This window comes from Paraburkholderia sp. TE9906 (genome assembly GCF_056279605.1).
This window is the reverse complement of the sequence record NZ_JBWCCT010000004.1, coordinates 428,553-446,688: the sequence shown is the minus strand read 5'-3', so window position 1 is coordinate 446,688 and position 18,136 is coordinate 428,553. Positions and strand designations below refer to the sequence as shown.

19 protein-coding genes, 1 tRNA gene and 1 riboswitch are annotated in these 18,136 nt (G+C 60.7%); of the genes, 14 read left to right on the top strand and 6 right to left on the bottom strand.

The window, feature by feature from the left end; genetic code table 11:
- Position 1: 1 nt before the first annotated feature.
- From ACZ9H4_RS12980 to ACZ9H4_RS12970, 3 genes are read right to left on the bottom strand one after another with little or no spacing between them, the layout of a single operon-like run.
- Positions 2-301, bottom strand: coding sequence for a phosphopantetheine-binding protein (locus ACZ9H4_RS12980; RefSeq protein ID WP_408140808.1), 300 nt, complete (start codon positions 299-301; stop codon positions 2-4).
- A complete protein-coding gene (locus ACZ9H4_RS12975) occupies positions 276-1,070 on the bottom strand; it encodes a lysophospholipid acyltransferase family protein (RefSeq protein ID WP_408140806.1) in 795 nt (264 codons plus the stop codon). Before ACZ9H4_RS12975 ends, ACZ9H4_RS12980 begins: the two co-directional genes overlap by 26 nt.
- A complete protein-coding gene (locus tag ACZ9H4_RS12970) occupies positions 1,054-1,848 on the bottom strand; it encodes a beta-ketoacyl synthase chain length factor (RefSeq protein ID WP_476119217.1) in 795 nt (264 codons plus the stop codon). The genes ACZ9H4_RS12975 and ACZ9H4_RS12970 overlap by 17 nt, the downstream gene beginning before the upstream one ends.
- 601 nt (positions 1,849-2,449) lie before the next feature.
- A riboswitch (yybP-ykoY riboswitch) is annotated at positions 2,450-2,620 on the top strand.
- A gap of 57 nt (positions 2,621-2,677) precedes the next feature.
- Between ACZ9H4_RS12970 and ACZ9H4_RS12965 the strand changes: the two genes are divergently transcribed.
- Positions 2,678-3,250, top strand: coding sequence for a TMEM165/GDT1 family protein (locus tag ACZ9H4_RS12965; protein ID WP_408140803.1), 573 nt, complete (start codon positions 2,678-2,680; stop codon positions 3,248-3,250).
- A gap of 227 nt (positions 3,251-3,477) precedes the next feature.
- Here ACZ9H4_RS12965 and ACZ9H4_RS12960 read toward each other — a convergent pair whose 3' ends face one another.
- The gene (locus ACZ9H4_RS12960; RefSeq protein ID WP_408140802.1) at positions 3,478-4,176 is read right to left on the bottom strand and encodes a DUF4136 domain-containing protein; all 699 of its coding nucleotides are present in this window, start codon (positions 4,174-4,176) and stop codon (positions 3,478-3,480) included.
- Positions 4,177-4,407: 231 nt separating this feature from the next.
- Here ACZ9H4_RS12960 and pepN point away from each other — a divergent pair, with 231 nt between their 5' ends.
- From pepN to ACZ9H4_RS12905, 11 genes are all read left to right on the top strand, one after another.
- Complete coding sequence (gene pepN, locus ACZ9H4_RS12955) at positions 4,408-7,104, top strand: aminopeptidase N (protein ID WP_476119216.1); 2,697 nt, start codon at positions 4,408-4,410, stop codon at positions 7,102-7,104.
- Positions 7,105-7,304: 200 nt separating this feature from the next.
- Positions 7,305-7,586: a type II toxin-antitoxin system RelE/ParE family toxin gene (locus ACZ9H4_RS12950; RefSeq protein ID WP_476119215.1), complete on the top strand. Its 282-nt coding sequence runs from the start codon at positions 7,305-7,307 to the stop codon at positions 7,584-7,586.
- Between the two features lie 16 nt (positions 7,587-7,602).
- The gene (locus ACZ9H4_RS12945) at positions 7,603-8,058 is read left to right on the top strand and encodes a HigA family addiction module antitoxin (RefSeq protein ID WP_408152489.1); all 456 of its coding nucleotides are present in this window, start codon (positions 7,603-7,605) and stop codon (positions 8,056-8,058) included.
- 122 nt (positions 8,059-8,180) lie between these two features.
- Positions 8,181-9,197, top strand: a complete 1,017-nt coding sequence (locus tag ACZ9H4_RS12940) for a class 1 fructose-bisphosphatase (RefSeq protein ID WP_408140797.1) — start codon at positions 8,181-8,183, stop codon at positions 9,195-9,197.
- 55 nt (positions 9,198-9,252) lie between these two features.
- Positions 9,253-9,328 (top strand) — tRNA-Thr (locus tag ACZ9H4_RS12935).
- A 185-nt stretch (positions 9,329-9,513) separates the two neighbouring features.
- A complete protein-coding gene (locus tag ACZ9H4_RS12930) occupies positions 9,514-10,770 on the top strand; it encodes a tyrosine-type recombinase/integrase (RefSeq protein ID WP_476119214.1) in 1,257 nt (418 codons plus the stop codon).
- 19 nt (positions 10,771-10,789) lie between these two features.
- On the top strand, positions 10,790-11,497 hold the full coding sequence (locus ACZ9H4_RS12925) for a hypothetical protein (protein WP_476119213.1): 708 nt from the start codon (positions 10,790-10,792) through the stop codon (positions 11,495-11,497).
- Between the two features lie 97 nt (positions 11,498-11,594).
- Positions 11,595-11,813 carry a helix-turn-helix transcriptional regulator gene (locus ACZ9H4_RS12920; protein WP_476119212.1) on the top strand — a complete coding sequence of 73 codons (219 nt, stop codon included), beginning with the start codon at positions 11,595-11,597 and terminating at the stop codon, positions 11,811-11,813.
- Positions 11,814-11,826: 13 nt separating this feature from the next.
- Positions 11,827-12,117 carry a hypothetical protein gene (locus ACZ9H4_RS12915; RefSeq protein ID WP_476119211.1) on the top strand — a complete coding sequence of 97 codons (291 nt, stop codon included), beginning with the start codon at positions 11,827-11,829 and terminating at the stop codon, positions 12,115-12,117.
- A gap of 89 nt (positions 12,118-12,206) precedes the next feature.
- Positions 12,207-12,584 (top strand): hypothetical protein, encoded by a 378-nt coding sequence (locus ACZ9H4_RS12910; RefSeq protein ID WP_476119210.1) that lies wholly within the window; start codon positions 12,207-12,209, stop codon positions 12,582-12,584.
- On the top strand, positions 12,581-13,357 hold the full coding sequence (locus ACZ9H4_RS12905) for a hypothetical protein (RefSeq protein WP_476119209.1): 777 nt from the start codon (positions 12,581-12,583) through the stop codon (positions 13,355-13,357). Before ACZ9H4_RS12910 ends, ACZ9H4_RS12905 begins: the two co-directional genes overlap by 4 nt.
- Positions 13,358-13,925: 568 nt before the next feature.
- Here ACZ9H4_RS12905 and ACZ9H4_RS12900 read toward each other — a convergent pair.
- Both ACZ9H4_RS12900 and ACZ9H4_RS12895 read right to left on the bottom strand, forming a co-directional pair.
- Positions 13,926-15,311, bottom strand: coding sequence for an ATP-binding protein (locus tag ACZ9H4_RS12900; RefSeq protein WP_476119208.1), 1,386 nt, complete (start codon positions 15,309-15,311; stop codon positions 13,926-13,928).
- A 703-nt stretch (positions 15,312-16,014) separates the two neighbouring features.
- Positions 16,015-16,215, bottom strand: coding sequence for a hypothetical protein (locus tag ACZ9H4_RS12895; protein ID WP_476119207.1), 201 nt, complete (start codon positions 16,213-16,215; stop codon positions 16,015-16,017).
- An 876-nt stretch (positions 16,216-17,091) separates the two neighbouring features.
- On the opposite strand from ACZ9H4_RS12895, the gene ACZ9H4_RS12890 reads away from it, so the two are divergent.
- The gene (locus tag ACZ9H4_RS12890) at positions 17,092-17,241 is read left to right on the top strand and encodes a hypothetical protein (protein ID WP_042321669.1); all 150 of its coding nucleotides are present in this window, start codon (positions 17,092-17,094) and stop codon (positions 17,239-17,241) included.
- A gap of 284 nt (positions 17,242-17,525) precedes the next feature.
- On the top strand, positions 17,526-18,122 hold the full coding sequence (locus ACZ9H4_RS12885) for a chorismate mutase (RefSeq protein WP_408152487.1): 597 nt from the start codon (positions 17,526-17,528) through the stop codon (positions 18,120-18,122).
- The last annotated feature ends 14 nt before the right edge of the window (positions 18,123-18,136 follow it).

Genomic DNA, 18,136 nt, shown 5'->3' with positions numbered 1-18,136 from the left:
TTTAATCCCCCTTCTTTGCGGTTTCGTTCGCAGCGTGCGCCGCTTCGCGCTGACTCTCGACCAGCGCGGCCAGCGTGCTGATCGAGCGAAAATGTTCGCGCGTGCGTTCGTCATTGGCCGCAATGGTCAGTTGGTATTGTTTGCGCAGCACGATGCCGATTTCGAGCGCGTCGATCGAATCGAGACCGATGCCGTCGGTGTCGAACAGCGGGGCATCGTCGTCGATATCGGCCGGGCTCAGGTCTTCCAGATCGAGGGCTTCGATCAGGAGCTGTTTAATTTCCAGTTTTAAAGAATCCATAATCGAACAGGTGCCGGGTAATGTGAGCTTCGACGGCGCTCGTTACGCTGCGCGCCGCCAAAGCCGGAGTCGTGTCATGGGCGGCGAACTGCTCGACACCGAGCGGCTCGAGCACGTTCACGCGCATGCGGAACGCGCGCGCCGGCACGTCGTACCAGCGCAGCTGCCGGGTGAACGCGGGCGGGTCGCAATCCATCAGCACCGGCACGATCGGCGCGCCGGCCTTCAATGCCATGTGCGCGAAGCCGCGCGAAAAAGCGTGCAGCCGGTTCGGCGCGGGACTGCGCGTGCCTTCGGGAAAAATAATCATCGTGTAGCCGGCCGCGAGCTGCCGGGCGCCCGCTTCGATCAATTCAGTGGGGTCCGCGTTGCTGACGTATTCCGCCGCGCGCACGATCCCCCAGAAACACGGGTTGCGCCAGTGCGCGTTCTTCACGACGCAGCAGGCGCGCGGCGTGAGCGACAGCAGCACCATCACGTCGAGGTAGGTCGGGTGATTCGCGACCACGATCGCCGGGCCGCCGGTGCGTAGCGCGTCCGAGCCCGACACGTCGAGCTCCATCACGCCGATGCGCCGCAACACGGCGACCAGCGCGCGGAAAAACCAGTGGATCACGCCGGTCACCACCCGCTGCCGCGACGCGCGATGCGGCCACAGCCACGCGAGCGGAAACACCAGCACGGAAAACAGCACGCCGCACACGCCGAATATCACGAAGGCGATGCCGGTCGCGCAAAAACGCCACAGATAATCAAGCCGCGCGGTCATGCCAACTCCAATGCCAGATGATGCCTGCGCGCTGCCAGCACGCAGGCTGGCCGGTTTCCAGGCAGTACAGCAACGCCTGGCTTTGAGTCGCGAAGAACGCGGGCGCGGCGTGTGGGGCGGTGTCGGTGCTTGTGCCCGCGCTCAGGCCATTGCCGGTTTCGCCGGGCTGGACTTCGCCGGTTTCGCTTGCGCCGCCGAGCGGTCCTGACGTCTGATCACCGGCGGCGCGTGACAGGGAGCACACCATGTGCCCGGTCGCCGCCTCGCGGTCGAGCAGAATGGCGAGCGCGCCACCCTGCACTTCGTCTTCGATCGTGCCGTACGCCGCGTCCGCCGGTTCGTCGGCGTACACCAGCAATACCGGCGAGTCGGGCTGCATCGCGTATTGTGCATGCGCTTCCAGCAGTGCGTAGCCGAGGGTTTGCGCGCCGGCCGAAATCGCGCTGGCCGCCGAGCGGTCACCGCGCGCGATACCGAACACGCCGGTCATCGCGTTCAGCACCGACAGGCTGAACGCGCTCGGCGAAACGGGCTCCCCGGCGCTGATGCTGCGCAGGATGTCGGTGGTGCGGCGCAATTCGCCATGCCGCGACCCGAACACGACCCGGACCGCGTCCTGCGCGACGCAGTCGTGCGCGACCTTCAGCGCGACTTTGGACAGCGTGCTCAGACGACGCCGCACGATCGGCTCGATAAAGCCAATATCGGGTGCGGCAGATGCGGTGGCCGGCCAGCTAGACCAGCGACCGACCGGAATGGTCCAGTGCAGATCGGGCATATCGGTGCTTGCGCGTTGAAACGGGAGAGAGGCTCAGGCGCCAGACGGAACATGAAACCGTCACGGCCTGCATGCGCCGCGCGGATCGGCGATCGCCAGCCGGTGGGCACTTTTCTTATAGGGTCAGCGCATTAACGGCACTTGGCCCCAATTGTTTAGAGGCCTGTGACATTTAATCAGATGAATCGTCCCAGGCTCTCCTGGTCGGCGGAATCATACTGAATATTCTGGATTAAATCAGCCAGAAAAGACGTATCCATCTGTATCCGTATCCCCAGTGCGACGGATGGTCAAATGGCGGCGGGCCGCGGATTAACATTTTGCGCGGCGCGCCGCGATCCGGCGGAAAGCCCCTTCCGGTATGTTTCCGATCGAGCCGGCGGCTGGTCAAAAACGCCAGATCTGCGCAAATACTTTCATTCGACTTTCTCGACAGGTGTTTCACATCGGAACATTTGCACACAGGCGAGTTGTTCGCGCGGGCTCGACATGCGAGAAACGTTTCCCGGCCTCACCTCGCTCATTGCCAATCCGACTACGCAACGCCGCGGCCGCCGCACAGCCCGCTTGAGCAATCAGACACATCCTTGCCTGCTATACTCCGTCGCTCATTGGGGAGTAGCCGCCCCGCGGCATGTCCGCACCGCTGTGCCTGGGTGCGTCGAACGTGCGGTTCGCGGGGGCGCCTGTCAACAGACTTGGCCTTCATGGCCATGGCAGCCGCAGCCTCTGGCCTGGCGAGACCGATGATCCACACGCGCCGCAACAGGGCCCGGCGTGTCGTGGGTCGTCGCTCGTACACATCTCGGCCCGAGGAACCCACACAATCGTGAATCACGCTTTTCTCATTTCGACCGGAGCGGTCGCGCTCGCCGAGATCGGCGACAAGACGCAACTGCTCTCGCTCGTGCTCGCGGCCCGCTACCGCAAACCCGTCCCGATCATCCTCGGCGTGCTTACCGCCACCCTCATCAATCACGCGGGTGCGGGCGCGCTCGGCGCGTGGCTCGGCTCGCTGCTCACGCCGACCATCATGCGCTGGGCGCTGGCCGCCTCGTTCGTCGCGATGGGCCTGTGGATCCTCGTGCCGGACAAGCTCGACGACGACGAAGCCAACACGAACCGCACGCACTTCGGCGTGTTCGGCGCGACCGTGGTGGCGTTCTTCATCGCGGAAATGGGCGACAAGACGCAGATTGCGACGATCGCCCTCGCCGCGCGCTTTCACGATTTCTTCGGCGTGGTGGCGGGCACCACGCTCGGCATGATGATCGCCAACGTGCCGGCGATCCTGCTCGGCGACCGCTTCGCCCACCGCCTGCCGACCGGGCTCGTACACGGCATCGCGGCGGTGCTGTTCGTGGTGCTGGGGGCGATGGCGTTGTTTGGGATCGGCGTTTAGGCTGCGTTTAGGCTGTGCCCGGGCGACTTCTGTGTGGTCTTCAGGCGGCGCTGCGCGCGCGGGTGCATCGCGCTAACGTTGCGCGTCGCTGCATCGGCCAGCCTGTAAAACGCCACATCGCGTGAGACGCCCCTGCTTCTCACGACTGCAAAAACAGAACGGCCCGGCAGGGATAACCCGCCGGGCCGTTCTCATTGCGCTTCAACCTGCGCCACTCTGCCTGCCCCCTACTCCGCCGCCTTGGCACCCGACGCCGGAACCGGCACCCCGGCCGGCGCGCCGCCGGTCGCGACCACTTCGTTCGCCGGGCCGCCGCCCTCGCCGCGCGGAATCTTCACCGTATGCACCGCACCGTTGCCGAGCGGGAAATCGGCCAGCGCGCTGCGCGCCAGATACGGCATCGCCCTCACCAGCGACGACTCGCCGCCCGAGTTGCGGGCCGTCACGTTATAGACCTCCTTGCCGCTCGCGCGCTCGGTGATCCGTATGCCCAGCAGATGCGTGAAAATCGGATAGGTCTGGTTCACGTACGTGGCCGGATACGGACCCCACGGTCCCCACGGGTCGAACGGGCGGCCCCAGTACGGCGACGGCCACGGGTTGTAGTACACCGGTTGCGCAACCGTCACCATGTCCGAGCGGATGCCGTACGAGAGTCCAACCAGATAGCGCGCTTGTGCGCTGTCGACTTCACGGAACGCATGCCCCGCGAGTTCGCTGGCGACCATGCGTTCGTAGGTGGCGAGTTCGAGATTGTTCTGCTGATCCGGCGCCCGCGTGAACGCGAAGGTGCGGGTGGCGTCATTGCCGCTCCAGTCGGAGAACGCCGTGACCTGAGTGGTCACGTAGGTCGTGCAGCCGGACAGAAGCACCGCCAGCGCGGCCAACAACAGCGTGGCGCGGCGGGCCCATCGATCGATGTTCATGGTCTACCTCGTGAGGCCTTTTGAATTGCCTATTATCGCCAGTGATGACCGGCTGCGTCGAACGCGCACGCGGCTTTTTCACGCGCGGGCGCCCGATAATACGCTGACCCCGCGAGCCGGTAAAAAGTTCGCTCCGCACGATTGCCCGAGGCTTTGTACAATGGCCCGACCAGCCCGGCTTGCGTGCCCTGCGCGCGCCTGACCGCTCGAGTACCAACACTACAGAACGCCATGGCCGATACCGCAACGCCCAATGTGATCCGCCGCGCCGATTACGCGCCGCCCGCCTTCCTGATCGACACCGTCGCGCTGGAGTTCGATCTGGTCCCCGAACGCACGATCGTCAGGAATACGATGCGCGTGCGCCGCAACCCTGACGCGTCCCGCGCCGCGCATCTCGAACTGATGGGCGAGCAACTGGAGTTCGTCGGCGCGGAAATCGACGGCCAACCGTTCGCCAACGCGCATGCGCACGAGCACGGACTGCTGCTCGACAACGTGCCGGACAGCTTCGAACTGACGCTCACCAGCATCTGCAATCCGGCCGCGAACACCACGCTGTCGGGCCTCTATGTATCGGGCGGCAACTTCTTCACGCAGTGCGAGGCCGAAGGCTTTCGCCGCATCACCTATTTCCTCGACCGCCCGGACGTGATGGCGACCTTCACGGTCACGCTGCGCGCGAGCCGGGCCGACTATCCGGTGCTGCTGTCGAACGGCAATCTGCTCGAAGAAGGCGACTTGCCGGACGGACGCCATTTCGCGCGCTGGGAAGATCCGTTCAGGAAACCTAGCTATCTGTTCGCGCTGGTCGCGGGCAAGCTGGTCGCGCTCGAAGAACGCGTGAAGAGCGGCTCGGGCAAGGAAAAGCTGCTGCAGGTGTGGGTCGAGCCGCACGATCTGGACAAGACCCGTCACGCGATGGATTCGCTGATCCATTCGATCCGCTGGGACGAAGAACGCTTCGGGCTCGAACTCGATCTGGACCGCTTCATGATCGTCGCGGTGAGCGACTTCAACATGGGCGCGATGGAGAACAAGGGGCTCAACATCTTCAACACGAAGTACGTGCTGGCGAACCCCGAAACGGCAACCGATACCGACTTCGCGAACATCGAGGCGGTGGTCGGCCACGAGTACTTCCACAACTGGACCGGCAACCGCGTGACCTGCCGCGACTGGTTCCAGCTGAGCCTGAAGGAAGGCTTGACGGTGTTCCGCGATCAGGAATTCTCGGCCGACATGGCCGGCGGCGCGACGGACGAAGCCGCGCGCGCGACCAAGCGCATCGAGGACGTGCGCGTGCTGCGCCAGATGCAGTTCGCCGAAGACGCGGGCCCGATGGCGCATCCGGTGCGCCCGGAAAGCTACGTCGAGATCAACAACTTCTACACGATGACGGTCTACGAGAAAGGCTCCGAAGTCGTGCGTATGTATCAGACGCTGTTTGGCCGCGACGGCTTCCGCAAGGGCATGGACCTGTACTTCAAGCGCCATGACGGCCAGGCCGTGACCTGCGACGACTTCCGCCACGCGCTCGCCGACGCGAACGGCCGCGACCTCGCGCAGTTCGAGCGCTGGTACAGCCAGGCCGGCACCCCCCGGGTATCCGTGCGCACCCAGTACGACGCCGCGCAGCGGCGCTACAGCGTGACGCTGCGCCAAGGCTACGCCGACGCTCCGGCGGCCGCGCGCGAGACGCAGAAAGGACCGCTGCTGATTCCGTTTGCGATCGGCCTGATCGGCAAGGACGGCGCGGATTTGCCGCTCAAGCTCGAAGGCGAAGCGAAGGCGTCGGCGGCCACCACGCGCGTGCTCGAATTCACGCAAACCGAACAGAGCTTCACGTTCGTCGACGTCGCGCAGGAGCCGCTGCCGTCGCTGCTGCGCAATTTCTCCGCACCGGTGATCGTCGAATACGACTACTCGGCGGACCAGCTCGCGTTCCTGCTCGCGCACGACAGCGATCCGTTCAACCGCTGGGAAGCCGGTCAACGGCTCGCCACCCGCGAGTTGATGGCGCTCGCCGGCCGCGCGGCCTCGGGCGTGCCGCTGCAACTCGACGACTCGGTGGTCGCCGCGTTCGCGCGCGTGCTCACCGACGAAACGCTGTCGCCGGCGTTCCGCGAACTCGCGTTGATGCTGCCGTCCGAAGCGTATCTGGCCGAGCAGATGGCCGAATCGAATCCGGCGGCCGTGCATGCCGCCCGGCAGTTCGTGCGCAAGCGGCTCGCCAATGCGCTCGAAAACGAGTGGCTGAAGGTGTACGAGCAGCATCGCACGCCGGGTGCCTACGAGGCGACGCCCGAGGCGGCCGGTCATCGCGCGCTGAAGAATCTCGCGCTGTCGTATCTCGCGGAGCTCGACGATCCGGCCGAAGCGGTACGCCTCGCGTCCGCGCAATACGACGCGGCGAACAACATGACCGACCGCGCGGCGGCACTCTCCGCGCTGCTCAACGCGGCTGCCGCCAACGGCGGCAGCGTGCAGGCGCAGCAGGCGCTCGACGACTTCTACCGGCGCTTCGAAAAGGAGCCGCTCGTCATCGACAAATGGTTCGCCTTGCAGGCCACGCAGCGCGGCAGCGCGCAACGTCCGGTAATCGACATCGTGCGCAAGCTGATGACGCATCCGGCCTTTAATCTGAAAAATCCGAACCGCGCGCGTTCGCTGATCTTCAGCTTCTGCGCGGCGAACCCCGCGCAGTTCCACGCCGAAGACGGCTCGGGCTACGCGTTCTGGGCCGATCAGGTGATTGCGCTCGACGCGATCAATCCGCAAGTGGCTGCCCGCCTCGCCCGCTCGCTCGAATTGTGGCGCCGCTTCACGCCGGCGCTGCGCGAAGGCATGCGCGCGGCGCTGGAGAAAGTGGCGTCGCAGGTGAAGTCGCGCGACGTGCGCGAGATCGTGGAGAAAGCCTTGGCGTGATCGCCGCCTGACAGCGGCACTCGCCTCGACAAGCCGGCACACGTTGCCGGCTTTTTTTCGTCCTGAGTTCGGCCCCGGCGTCCGTGCGTGCCGAAGGACTCGTTAGCCATCTGGACGGCTGTTCATCTGATGCCAACGAGGCGAAAGCAAACGCATTCGGTTAACGGTTTACGTTTAACGCAATGCGTTATATGATCCCTATGATCACGACATTCGGCGACAAGGCTACGGCGAGAATCTTTCAAGGCAAGTTCGTGCACTCACTGCCGCTTCATATCCAGGCGCTCGCACGCCGCAAGCTGCTGATGATCGACGCGACCGACTCCATCATGAGTCTGCACGCGCCGCCCGGTAACCGGCTCGAGGCCCTGCAAGGCCAGCGCAGTGGGCAGTGGAGCATCCGCATCAATGCGCAATGGCGCATCTGTTTCCACTTCGTCGCCGAGGAAACGCTGAATGTCGAGATTGTCGACTATCACTGATTAGTGGGAGACCGGCATGGTCATCAAACGCTCCGCGCTGGAGAGCATCGATTTCTCGGACATCGATACTGGCGACACCATCCCCGACATCCATCCGGGCGAGATTCTGCGCAGCGAATTCCTCGAACCGCTCGGCATGTCCGTCAACGCGCTCGCGCTTGCGCTGCGCGTGCCGGCGCCGCGCATCAACGACGTCGTACGCGGTAAGCGCGCCATTTCGGCCGACACCGCGCTGCGGCTCCAGCGCTACTTTGGCGCGAGCGCGCAATTCTGGCTCAACCTGCAGATCGCCTATGACCTGCGCATCGCCACCGCGGCGGCCGGCGAGCAGATCGAACGGGAGATCGAACCGATGCCCCGGGCGGATCGCCCGACAATGCCGAAAGTGTCAGCCGAGCATGCCCGGGCAGCAGCGCTCGCGGTCAGCGTGAGCAGCAGCCACACCGCCGGCAAGGCACACCGCAAAGCCTGAATGACGCCTGCGCCGCACCGCGCCGGTCGCATCAACGCACGCTCTTCGCGCTTAAAAGCACAGAGCAGACACAGTGAGCGGTTAAAATCGGGATATTCCTCTAGCCTTCCCGGAGTACAGCAATGGCTTTGCAACGTCGTACCACTCTCACGAAGTACCTGATCGAGCAGCAGCGCGAGACCAATAACCTGCCGGCCGACCTGCGCCTTTTGATCGAAGTCGTCGCGCGTGCGTGCAAGGCGATCAGCTACCACGTCAGCAAAGGCGCGCTCGGCGATGCGCTCGGCACCGCGGGCAGCGAGAACGTGCAGGGCGAAGTGCAGAAGAAGCTCGACATCCTGTCGAACGAAATCCTGCTCGAAGCGAATGAATGGGGCGGCAACCTGGCCGGCATGGCGTCCGAGGAAATGGAACAGTTCTTCCCGATCCCGGCCAACTATCCGAAGGGCGAATACCTGCTGGTGTTCGATCCGCTCGACGGCTCGTCGAACATCGACGTCAACGTGTCGATCGGCACGATCTTCTCGGTGCTGCGTTGCCCGGACGGCCAGCAGCCCACCGAGCAGTCGTTCCTGCAACCGGGCACGCAACAGGTCGCTGCGGGTTACGCGGTGTACGGTCCGCAAACCGTGCTCGTGCTGACCACGGGCAACGGCGTGAACTGCTTTACGCTCGACCGCGAACTCGGATCGTGGGTGCTCACGCAAAGCGACATGCGCATTCCGGTCGAAACGCGCGAGTATGCAATCAACGCGTCGAACGAGCGCCACTGGTATCCGCCGGTCGAGCAATACATCGGCGAATTGAAGGCCGGCAAGGATGGTTCGCGCCAGAGCGATTTCAACATGCGCTGGATCGCGTCGATGGTCGCGGACGTGCACCGTATCCTGAATCGTGGCGGCATCTTCATGTACCCCGCCGACAAGCGCACGCCGGACAAGCCGGGCAAGCTGCGCCTGATGTACGAAGCGAACCCGATGGCGTTCATCGTCGAGCAGGCGGGCGGCGCGGCGACCAACGGCGAACAACGCATTCTGGACATCCAGCCGAAAAGCCTGCACGAGCGTGTCGCGGTGTTCCTCGGCTCGAAGAACGAGGTCGATCGCGTCACCCGCTACCATCTCGAAGCAAAAAAGTGAGTTAGGGGGCTTGCCAAGCTACTGAAGAAGTCCCTATAATCTCGTTTCTCCTGATGCCGGAATAGCTCAGACGGTAGAGCAGCGCATTCGTAATGCGAAGGTCGGGGGTTCGATTCCTCTTTCCGGCACCATCAAGAATTCCAAGCAGTATCAAGCAGTCTCGAAACCCGCTTCTATCCCAGTGATAGCGCGGGTTTTTTGTTTCATGGTGTCTGTTTGCATCTCACCCCATCCCAAAAAACTGGGGGCAAGCACGGGGGCATGCCCTAGAATCGTGGGGGCACGATCACAACACCAGAAGAAACACGGGGCGGGCATGGCGAAGACGACGGCACTGACCGACGCGAAGTGCAAACAGACGAAGCACAACCCACACGGCGGCAACAAGCTATTCGACGGCGGTGGGCTGTATCTGGAACTGATGCCAAGCGGCTCAAAGAAGTGGCGGCTGAAGTATCGGTTCAATGGGAAGGAGAACCGGCTGACGTTCGGTGACTACCCGGCCCTCTCTCTGGCCGAAGCGCGCGACCGTCGCGAAAAAGCAAAGCGCCAGCTGGCTGACGGCATTGATCCCTCCCTACATCGCGAAGAACAGCGGCTGGTCGCGCAAATCTCTGCTGGCAATACATTTCAGGTCGTTGCCGACGAGTGGCTTCAGATCAAGCGCAACGGTTGGAGCGCGAGCCATGACAAGCGCATCACAGCCATCCTCAAGAATGACGTATTCCCTCAAATCGGGAAGCGCCCTATAGCCTCCATCACAGGCCCTGTCGTGTTGGCCAGCATCCGCAAGATCGAAGCGCGCGGAGCGCATGAGATTGCAGTGAAGGCGCTTGAAACATGCGGCGGTATATTCCGGCATGCGTGCGCCACCGGCGTAGCTGACCGCGATCCGACGAGCGGGCTACGCCACTTTCTGGCACCGCGCCCACCGGTGAAGCACTACCCACACGTCACCGAGGCGGAACTGCCTACCCTTCTTCAGCGTATCGAAGGCTACTCCGGCGGCGCGGAAACCAAGCTCGCGGTCAAGCTGATGATCCTGACATTTCTTCGCACCAACGAGCTACGGTGGGCACGCTGGGACGAGTTCGACCTTGACTCAAAGGAATGGCGCGTGCCGTCGACGCGGATGAAGGGCACGTTGGAACAGAAGGCGTCCGGCATCGCTCACATCGTCCCCCTATCGCGCCAGGCGGTCAAGTTGCTGGGTGAGCTCAAGCCGCTGACTGGACGCTATGAGCTTCTGTTCCCTGGTTCGAAGAATGGTGCGGTCCAGCCTATCTCAGCAGAGACCATCAACAAAGCACTGAAAAGTCTTGGATTCGAAGGCCGACAGACCGGGCACGGATTCCGAGGTCTCGCATCCACGATCATGAACGAGCGCAGCGGAACCAATCCGGACGTCATTGAGCGCCAATTAGCGCATGTAGTTGGAAACAAAGTGCGCCGAGCCTACAACCACGCACAGCACATGGACGAGCGGCACCGCCTCATGCAATGGTGGGGAGACTTCATTGATCAAAAGGCAGGCAATAACGTGCTGAATCTCCACGCCGCAGCCGCTTCCTAAAATTTCCGTTTGTGTACGAATGCCCGACAAGAACGAACCCCTGTCCGCCACTCCTTCGTCCCTTGAGAACCTCGACGCCGAACTCGAAAAACCCTTGAGTAAGCATGGCATGCCTGGACATATTGAGGCCGAGTTCAAAGCACTCTTTGAAATCCCAGCGGATATTCAAGCGCTGCGCTCCGGAAAAATCGACCGGCCCGACGACCCTGACGGAGACATCGGAATCAAAGCGCGCCGCGTGCTGCGCGAGAACTTTGAAGCGATACGGCGCGGCGCATCGCCACACCCGATGTTTCTCAATTGGGTAGCAGACGGCGTTCTCTGTGTCTTGGACGAATGGGACGGACTGCATGCGGGCAAAACAGGGAAGAGAACCACAATCGAAAGCGTGCTGCGAATCCACGGGAAAGGACGCAAATCCGTCGAGCGCGGGCGGGCGCAAAGCGGAAAGCCGATGACACCTGATCGCGAGATCGCCATATGCTTCGCGTATCAAACCGGCATTCAGCAAATGGCCGAGGGCGAATCAATAAAAGCGGCGGACAAGCGCGGCGTCGACGCCGCATACAAGGTTCAATACGGCAGGACGCCTCAAGAGGACGAGGCGGGCGTTCCGGCGACCGGTGGACTGGCCCCCAGTCCAGGTTTGTCGTCGAAAATCGTCGACGACAGAAAACGCAACGTGATCCGGCCAATCCTGCAAAAGCACGGCGTCTCTCTCAGATAGCGGAATGAAAGACTGAGTGTCTGGGTCGGATGCACCCAGATGGTCGCGACTTTACAGTTCAATCCCGTCTCAACGAGACCCATTTAGGATTGAACACATGAAACCTGAGCGCCACACAACCACTCCCGCAGCACGCATCAAGCGCATCGGCGAGACCAGCGCCTATGTTGGACTATCGCGATCAACGGTGTATCGGCTGTTGAAGCTCGGCCAGTTCCCAACGCCTCTCCGGCTTAGCGAGAACTCAGTCGGTTGGGACACTTCTTCGTTGGACGACTGGCTCGACGCAAAAACGAGCCAGCAATCTGCGCACTGATTCGGGAGCCAACATGAACAGCCAGGAAAACACATTCCACTCGGGCTCGACCGACAGCGAGAACACACGCATCAACGAAGTTCTGCGCTCGTTCGGAATCGACGAGAACGGTGGTCGCCCCACTGGGCGCAGCTTGGCCATAACTGCCATCACCCCGCAGATTGACGAGAAGGACGGTAAGTCATTCATTCAGGTCATCATGAACAATCCCCTGCGGGTCTATCGCCTAGAAACGGAACAAGCCAGCGCAATGGCAAACGACTTGATTGAGGCGGTTGGCGTTTGCGTGAGGGCCACTCGATGAGCACAACGACGGTGCGCGCTATCCCATTGTCGGAAGCGGCCGTGTTACTTCGGGCACGGCTCGGTCCTATTAGGGCGTGGTATCCGTTCTTGACGGACAACATCGCGGGCAAGCAAGCCATCTCCGGACATCGTCTCCTGCCGTGCGGTATGCAGAAGGACTATAGCGGCTTGTATCGTCCCGTTTATGCCCTAGCGGACGTGGAGAATTTTATCGCCGAGATTCTCGCGGTAACGCCTGCGGCAGGGAAACGCCCATTGAAGGCGGTCTCGTTGCTGCTTGACTCCTCAATCAACTGGCGAGCGAACCGATTTGAGAAGGATGGCACGCCGGTGAAAGCGAGGCACGATAGAGCGCACACTATGTCGCGGATCGCGAAAAAATCCGTTTGTGTGCGCGCGACCTACAAAAGAGTGCCCGAAAGCACTGCGCCTACTTCTGGTCCGGCCTGGAGGACCGACAAATGAAGATGCCTGCGGCCCCACGGATGGAGCCTGAAGACTACGGTCTCACTCCGTTGGCTCAGTGCATAGCGGACGCGAACGTCGAACCATACGAGCGCGTCCGCGCCGCCCTGCCTCTCCACCCTACCGTCACACTATGCTCATCGCTGCAAACGGCCTATACAGACGGCCAACGCGTCGCGGCGTTCCTTCTCGCTGAAGAACTAACGGCGCGCGGCGTTCCGCCTAGCCTACGCGGTCTTTGCGACATCGAGCGAAAGCATCTCTGTCTGACCGCGCGATTCGACTTATTTGTATATGACGCACGGTGGATTGCGCGCAGCTATCCCGGACAGGTCGATGCGGTGCGCTACGAACAGACCAAGAGGCTTTTCAAGGAATCTTCGTTCCACCAGGCTGCGCTGTTCACGTTCTACTATGGTCAGCGGCCACCGGGGAAGATCGCAGGCGGGTTGGCGTTGACCGACGAGCAACAGTGGGAGTGCGCATGGATTCGCTCGAAGCACATCACCAAGCGCGCGGATACCATTGCAGTGACGCGGCCAACGGTGCACAAACGCCTAAAGGAAGCAATCTACGCGGCGCGCAACAGGGCATTCAACAACAACGATGCAGCGGCATCACTTCTGCGTCGCGAACGCTTGTGGCTTTGTTCGAAAATGTTCGGTGACAGTCCAACCAAAGTGGCGAAGCGATACGAGCAGATGACCGGCGAGCGTATCGCCAGAAACGTTGTCGCTAACCAGCTTCGGACCATCGAGAAAACGCTGCGATGACAATTCCATTTTCTTCTCTCATGGGTGCCTTTTCCGACCTAAAGGTCGGATTGGTCTCGTCACCCCCGCCAGCCCTTACCCAACAAGGGTTTCAGGAGGTGACAAAAAGACCACGAGAAGGGGTGACAAACTCCGACTCTCTGTCACCCCTTGACGCTCCTTTCTGTCACCCCCGACGCAACCGGCAGCGGCGCACCGCGCCGCCGCCAACCAAGAGGAAACAACTATGCAAATACTAGATCTACACTAAGCCGGTGACATGCTCGAAGCAATGACGGTCACCCAGACTATCGACGCTGGGCACGCCATCGTGCATCTCGGCACCGACGAGCACGGACGGTAGGTGGTTTAGTCAACGACTGCTACGGGAAAACTGTCGTTTCTAGTGCAACTTAGACGCAACCCAAAGACAACTCACCGCAGTGGCGGCGCAAGCGCCGCCCCCCCAATATCAAAGTCTTAGAAAAAACGCGACAGCCGGATGGCGGTCTTGTCGTCAATCCGGGAGCCAATTCGCCGATTCTTATACATCGACAATCCAGCACTAAACGAGCCTCTATCCAAGAAATTATTTAGCGACCAACCGCCACGCTGCTTTGTTTCCTTTAAGCTCCGGAATCATTTCAATCAAGCCGATATCCCTGAGTTTGTAGAACTCCGCCTTGACGGCGTTTTCGCTTTTGATACCGGTGATATCTCGGGCCTGCCGGTTTGTGATCGTCCCATGCTTAGTGACAAATTCACTGATTGCTTCTTGCGGCGTAGCCAGCGGCGCGTGCGGAATAATCACGCGAACGTAATTTCCCTCATCAAAAATTTCGGGGCTTCGCAATTTCCACTCCTTCATTTTTTTGAAGGCGGTGTTCAAGCCCTCACCGATGTCCTTGTTCGGCGGAACCTTGTAACGAGAGAGCATCCCAACGATGCGAGGATTGCGCGCATAGCGCACATCGAGAATGTTGTCCCGCGTTACGAACGCCGGCAAGCGTCCCGGGCTCAAGACTTCGATCCGGTTGTCGAAGATGAGAATTTGCACATCATCAGACATCGAGTAGTCGCGATGAATGATCGCATTCACCATGATCTCCCACAGCGTCTCGGGAGGATAGGCCATCGCCTTAGGGCCATCCGTCGTCCAAACATTAATCGACGACATGATCGCCGTAACACGCGCGACGCTCTTATAGATTAACTCATACAGCGGTCCTTCAACAGCTTCAATCGCGCCTAGATGGTCTCGATCCGGATCATCTTCCTTAGTCTCGTAGCGAATTATCCGCACGGAGCATTTTTTCGGAACAATACTTGACGGCTCGGGGGCAAAGAGAAGAAGTCCGGCCACTTTGGGCTTAAACGATTTCCGATCCACCAAGTTCTTGTTGAGAGTCAGATCTAAGGGGTCCGTGCTCGGCGAGTATTCGCTCAAGAAATTGGCAAGGACAGGCGAATCAACGATGTCTTCCGCCAACGCCCCTTCAACCGTAAAATCTTCATACGACGCTGCGCCTTTTGCGAAGGACATCGCAGTTATACGAGCGGGGTCCGTCACTGGCAATGACTGAGCGCCTTTCCTCTCATAGATGCTGCCATCGCTGGTCTTATGAACCGACTGGCTTTTCTCTATTTGTATGAGCAAAACATACGACGGCTGATCCTCTGCCTTGAGAAACGTAAATTGCATCGGCAGCGCCGGCTGAACCTCTGTCAGAGCCTGAATCTGTTGATTGTAATCTTCAATGTTTCCAACACCGGACCAGCGCTTGTCGGGGTCCGGCTCCGCCTTGTCATCGGAAATGCCAACAATGCACTCACCGCCGTCTGCGTTCGCCAGAGCAACCGCGATCTTCTGGAGCTTCGCACCTTTGATTGCAGCGGCTTTCCTGTCGTAAAAGTGATCCTCCGGCTTAATTGACAGGAGTAACCGTTCTGCGGCCGTTATCGTTCTTGTATGCATGTGGCTTCTCTAACTTTTTGTCCGATGAAACGAACTTGAAGTTTCGCCCACCGGCGAGCCCGCGACAAGCGACGAGAAAGAAAACATTCGTTGCGTCTTTACAACACACAGAAATGCGTCCCCTTGCAGACAAACGTGTCGACTTTTTTTGGGGGCATGAATGGGGGCACGTTTTTCGTGACGCGACATCACACTCTTACTGGAAGAGGCTTTGTCGAAGATTTACGATTCCTCTTTCCCCATCAAGATTCAAGCAAAAAGCCCAGTCCTTGCGACTGGGCTTTTTGCTTTCTGGATGTCCATCGCCCGCCATGTTGATCCACGTCTCTCAATAAATCGGCACCGCAGCGAACACCGTTGCAGCACTTTCGCGCAAAGCGGAAACAGGAAGAGATAGTCGAACCGTTCGGCGCGGATCGACCGGCGATGCTGGTGCGCAATGGTGCGCACCCTGCAAGTTCATTCGAACGGACTGTGTACGGTCATGCATCAGTCAGAACTTGCAGGCTTGAACCGTGTGAACACCCACTTCCAGCTGAGGTGGTAATGCTGATACGACGACGGTTGTATACCTCAAACGCTTCGTCGCGCGGGAAGAGAATTCCCCGGCACAAACAGCGGGTGTTCGATTCGCTCACCTGAGAGCAAGCCGGTCTCATTTGCTCCTTTCAGAGCCACCTCAACGGAAGCAACCGTGCTGCTCTCACCCACGAAAATGGGACCTGCCATATGGCAGCGCCATAACGAGGTTGCGGGCCACGACGGAATCCTCGGCCGCTGCCGGCTCTTCTTGCGGCTTGCCGTACGCGGCGATCGCTTCCCGCGGCGCCGACGCAAACCATAAGATTCTGCCGGCACATTCGATTCCGACCTTACGTCCTTTCCAATAGACGGCGTTTTCCATTGCACTTCTCCGAATGGCGAAGACTGACATCTTCCGCGCGGGGACGGACGCGTCCGTTAGCCGCCGCACGTCGTGTGGCAGATGGCGGCTTCAAGCATAGGCGGCGACAGGGGCGTTGAGCGGCCTGGCGTCGGGTGACGAGGTTTCGGCACGAACGTGGGAGCGTGGCATCGCGCACAGAAATGCGGGGAGGCTCGTTGCCCCCGCGCTTTCTGTTCGCGGCGACCTGCCTCAGGACGTGAATGCACACCGGTGCGCGCAGTCAACGCAGTGGCAAATCCCTCTTCGAAGACAGGCATGGGAAGTCCCCTCCCCCGAATCCCCGACTCGGCCTGGCGGGGGGTTAGTACCGGTGCTCAACGCTCCGAGGCATTCACGTCTCGAGCTTGCGCAGACGCCGACCGTGGATTCGCGAATCTTTGAAGAAAAACTTTAATAAAAGTTAAATTTCGTCAACGAAACCTCAAAATCAATCGTTTACGAAACATTAGGGAGACGGCCACGCAAACTGAACGCATCGGTAATTAACGAACGTTCAGTCAATTATCGAGAAAATCCTGCCGATGCGGCACTGCACAAATTGCGCCGATTTATTCACACAAAATTCATATGGAGTGTGTATGGCGCAGGTGCCAACGGAACTTCGGCTGGAAAGCGCACGGGACAAGGCTGAGAAGGGAATCGATGCGGCCGGCGGGACTGGTTTGATTCGCGCGGGAAATCCGCATGGCAATAGACAGACGATAAATTCTATTCAAACACTCTGTTGAAGTGTTGGCTTGTGCCGTTAAAGCAACAGAGAACATCTGGCCTACATCAGACACTGGTGCGAAACAGGGACCGAGGCTGATAATCCGCTTGTAAAGGAGAAAGATCATGGATGCCAAACCAACGAAGATTCCGACCCCGGATAAAGTCTTTTGCCCGGATCCGGAACCCGCTGGCGTCGAGTTTCTGGGTGCCGAACTGCCTGAGCACGTTCGCGCATTTTTCGACGAACAACGCAAGTCGTGCGACTCGAAGTAATTGAACAGTGGCGCGATGCAGCATCGACGTGCGCGCGTAGCCGCGCGCGGTGTGTACACGCGCCCTATTAAGCGTGTTACGTGCGCCGCGACGCTGATTCGACTCGCCTGATGTACGCCACCGTCCGGCTATTCGGACCGCGGCGTCTGATCGCGTGCGCTTCCGGTTCACATACCTGAGAACCGCACACTGACCGACTGCCGGCCAGACAAAACGCTCCGCGACCGCCGCATCATTTATTCTTCTGGTTTTCCTCAGCGGCCATTCGGCCACATCCATTTCCCATGAATCGCTCGTATCGATTTGGCGCGTCATGCGCACTCGCGTTGGCTGCTTGCGTCGCCCTCGCGCCCGCCCCCGCCGTCGCCGATGGCGGCGACACGGCGCTCACCAATCTGATTGCGCTGGCTTCGCAGCGCCTCGCGCTCGCGGAACCGGTCGCGCGCTGGAAGTGGGCCAACCATCAGGCGATTACCGACACGCCGCGCGAGAACGCGCTGCTTGCCGACGTCGAAAAGCGCGCTGCGGCGGCGAACGTCGATCCGGCGTTCGCCCGTGCGTTCTTCCAGGATCAGATCGACGCGAGCAAGGACGTGCAGAACGCGCTGTTTGCCACCTGGCGCAGCACACAGCCGCCGCAAGGGCCCGCGCCCGACCTCGCGACCAGCACGAGGCCTCAGTTGGACCGACTGACGCAATCGCTCGTAACCAGTCTTGCGCGCGTGCAGCCGCTTCGGACGGCGGACGACTGCCCGTCGCGCGTCGCGCAATCGCTTGCCAACTGGAAATCGCTGACCCGCTACGACTCTGCTCACGCGAGCGCGTTGACGCGCGCGCTAGGTCACGTGTGCGAAACGGGCGGCGTGGGCGCGACCGGCTGATCCGGACCGGGTGA

Bases quoted from the DNA above. Each gene is read 5' to 3' on its own strand.
- ACZ9H4_RS12980 (WP_408140808.1), bottom strand. From the start codon at position 301: ATGGATTCTTTAAAACTGGAAATTAAACAGCTCCTGATCGAAGCCCTC.
- ACZ9H4_RS12975 (WP_408140806.1), bottom strand. From the start codon at position 1,070: ATGACCGCGCGGCTTGATTATCTGTGGCGTTTTTGCGCGACCGGCATC.
- ACZ9H4_RS12970 (WP_476119217.1), bottom strand. From the start codon at position 1,848: ATGCCCGATCTGCACTGGACCATTCCGGTCGGTCGCTGGTCTAGCTGG.
- ACZ9H4_RS12960 (WP_408140802.1), bottom strand. From the start codon at position 4,176: ATGAACATCGATCGATGGGCCCGCCGCGCCACGCTGTTGTTGGCCGCG.
- pepN (WP_476119216.1), top strand. From the start codon at position 4,408: ATGGCCGATACCGCAACGCCCAATGTGATCCGCCGCGCCGATTACGCG.
- ACZ9H4_RS12950 (WP_476119215.1), top strand. From the start codon at position 7,305: ATGATCACGACATTCGGCGACAAGGCTACGGCGAGAATCTTTCAAGGC.
- ACZ9H4_RS12945 (WP_408152489.1), top strand. From the start codon at position 7,603: ATGGTCATCAAACGCTCCGCGCTGGAGAGCATCGATTTCTCGGACATC.
- ACZ9H4_RS12940 (WP_408140797.1), top strand. From the start codon at position 8,181: ATGGCTTTGCAACGTCGTACCACTCTCACGAAGTACCTGATCGAGCAG.
- ACZ9H4_RS12930 (WP_476119214.1), top strand. From the start codon at position 9,514: ATGGCGAAGACGACGGCACTGACCGACGCGAAGTGCAAACAGACGAAG.
- ACZ9H4_RS12925 (WP_476119213.1), top strand. From the start codon at position 10,790: ATGCCCGACAAGAACGAACCCCTGTCCGCCACTCCTTCGTCCCTTGAG.
- ACZ9H4_RS12920 (WP_476119212.1), top strand. From the start codon at position 11,595: ATGAAACCTGAGCGCCACACAACCACTCCCGCAGCACGCATCAAGCGC.
- ACZ9H4_RS12915 (WP_476119211.1), top strand. From the start codon at position 11,827: ATGAACAGCCAGGAAAACACATTCCACTCGGGCTCGACCGACAGCGAG.
- ACZ9H4_RS12905 (WP_476119209.1), top strand. From the start codon at position 12,581: ATGAAGATGCCTGCGGCCCCACGGATGGAGCCTGAAGACTACGGTCTC.
- ACZ9H4_RS12900 (WP_476119208.1), bottom strand. From the start codon at position 15,311: ATGCATACAAGAACGATAACGGCCGCAGAACGGTTACTCCTGTCAATT.
- ACZ9H4_RS12895 (WP_476119207.1), bottom strand. From the start codon at position 16,215: ATGGAAAACGCCGTCTATTGGAAAGGACGTAAGGTCGGAATCGAATGT.
- ACZ9H4_RS12890 (WP_042321669.1), top strand. From the start codon at position 17,092: ATGGATGCCAAACCAACGAAGATTCCGACCCCGGATAAAGTCTTTTGC.
- ACZ9H4_RS12885 (WP_408152487.1), top strand. From the start codon at position 17,526: ATGAATCGCTCGTATCGATTTGGCGCGTCATGCGCACTCGCGTTGGCT.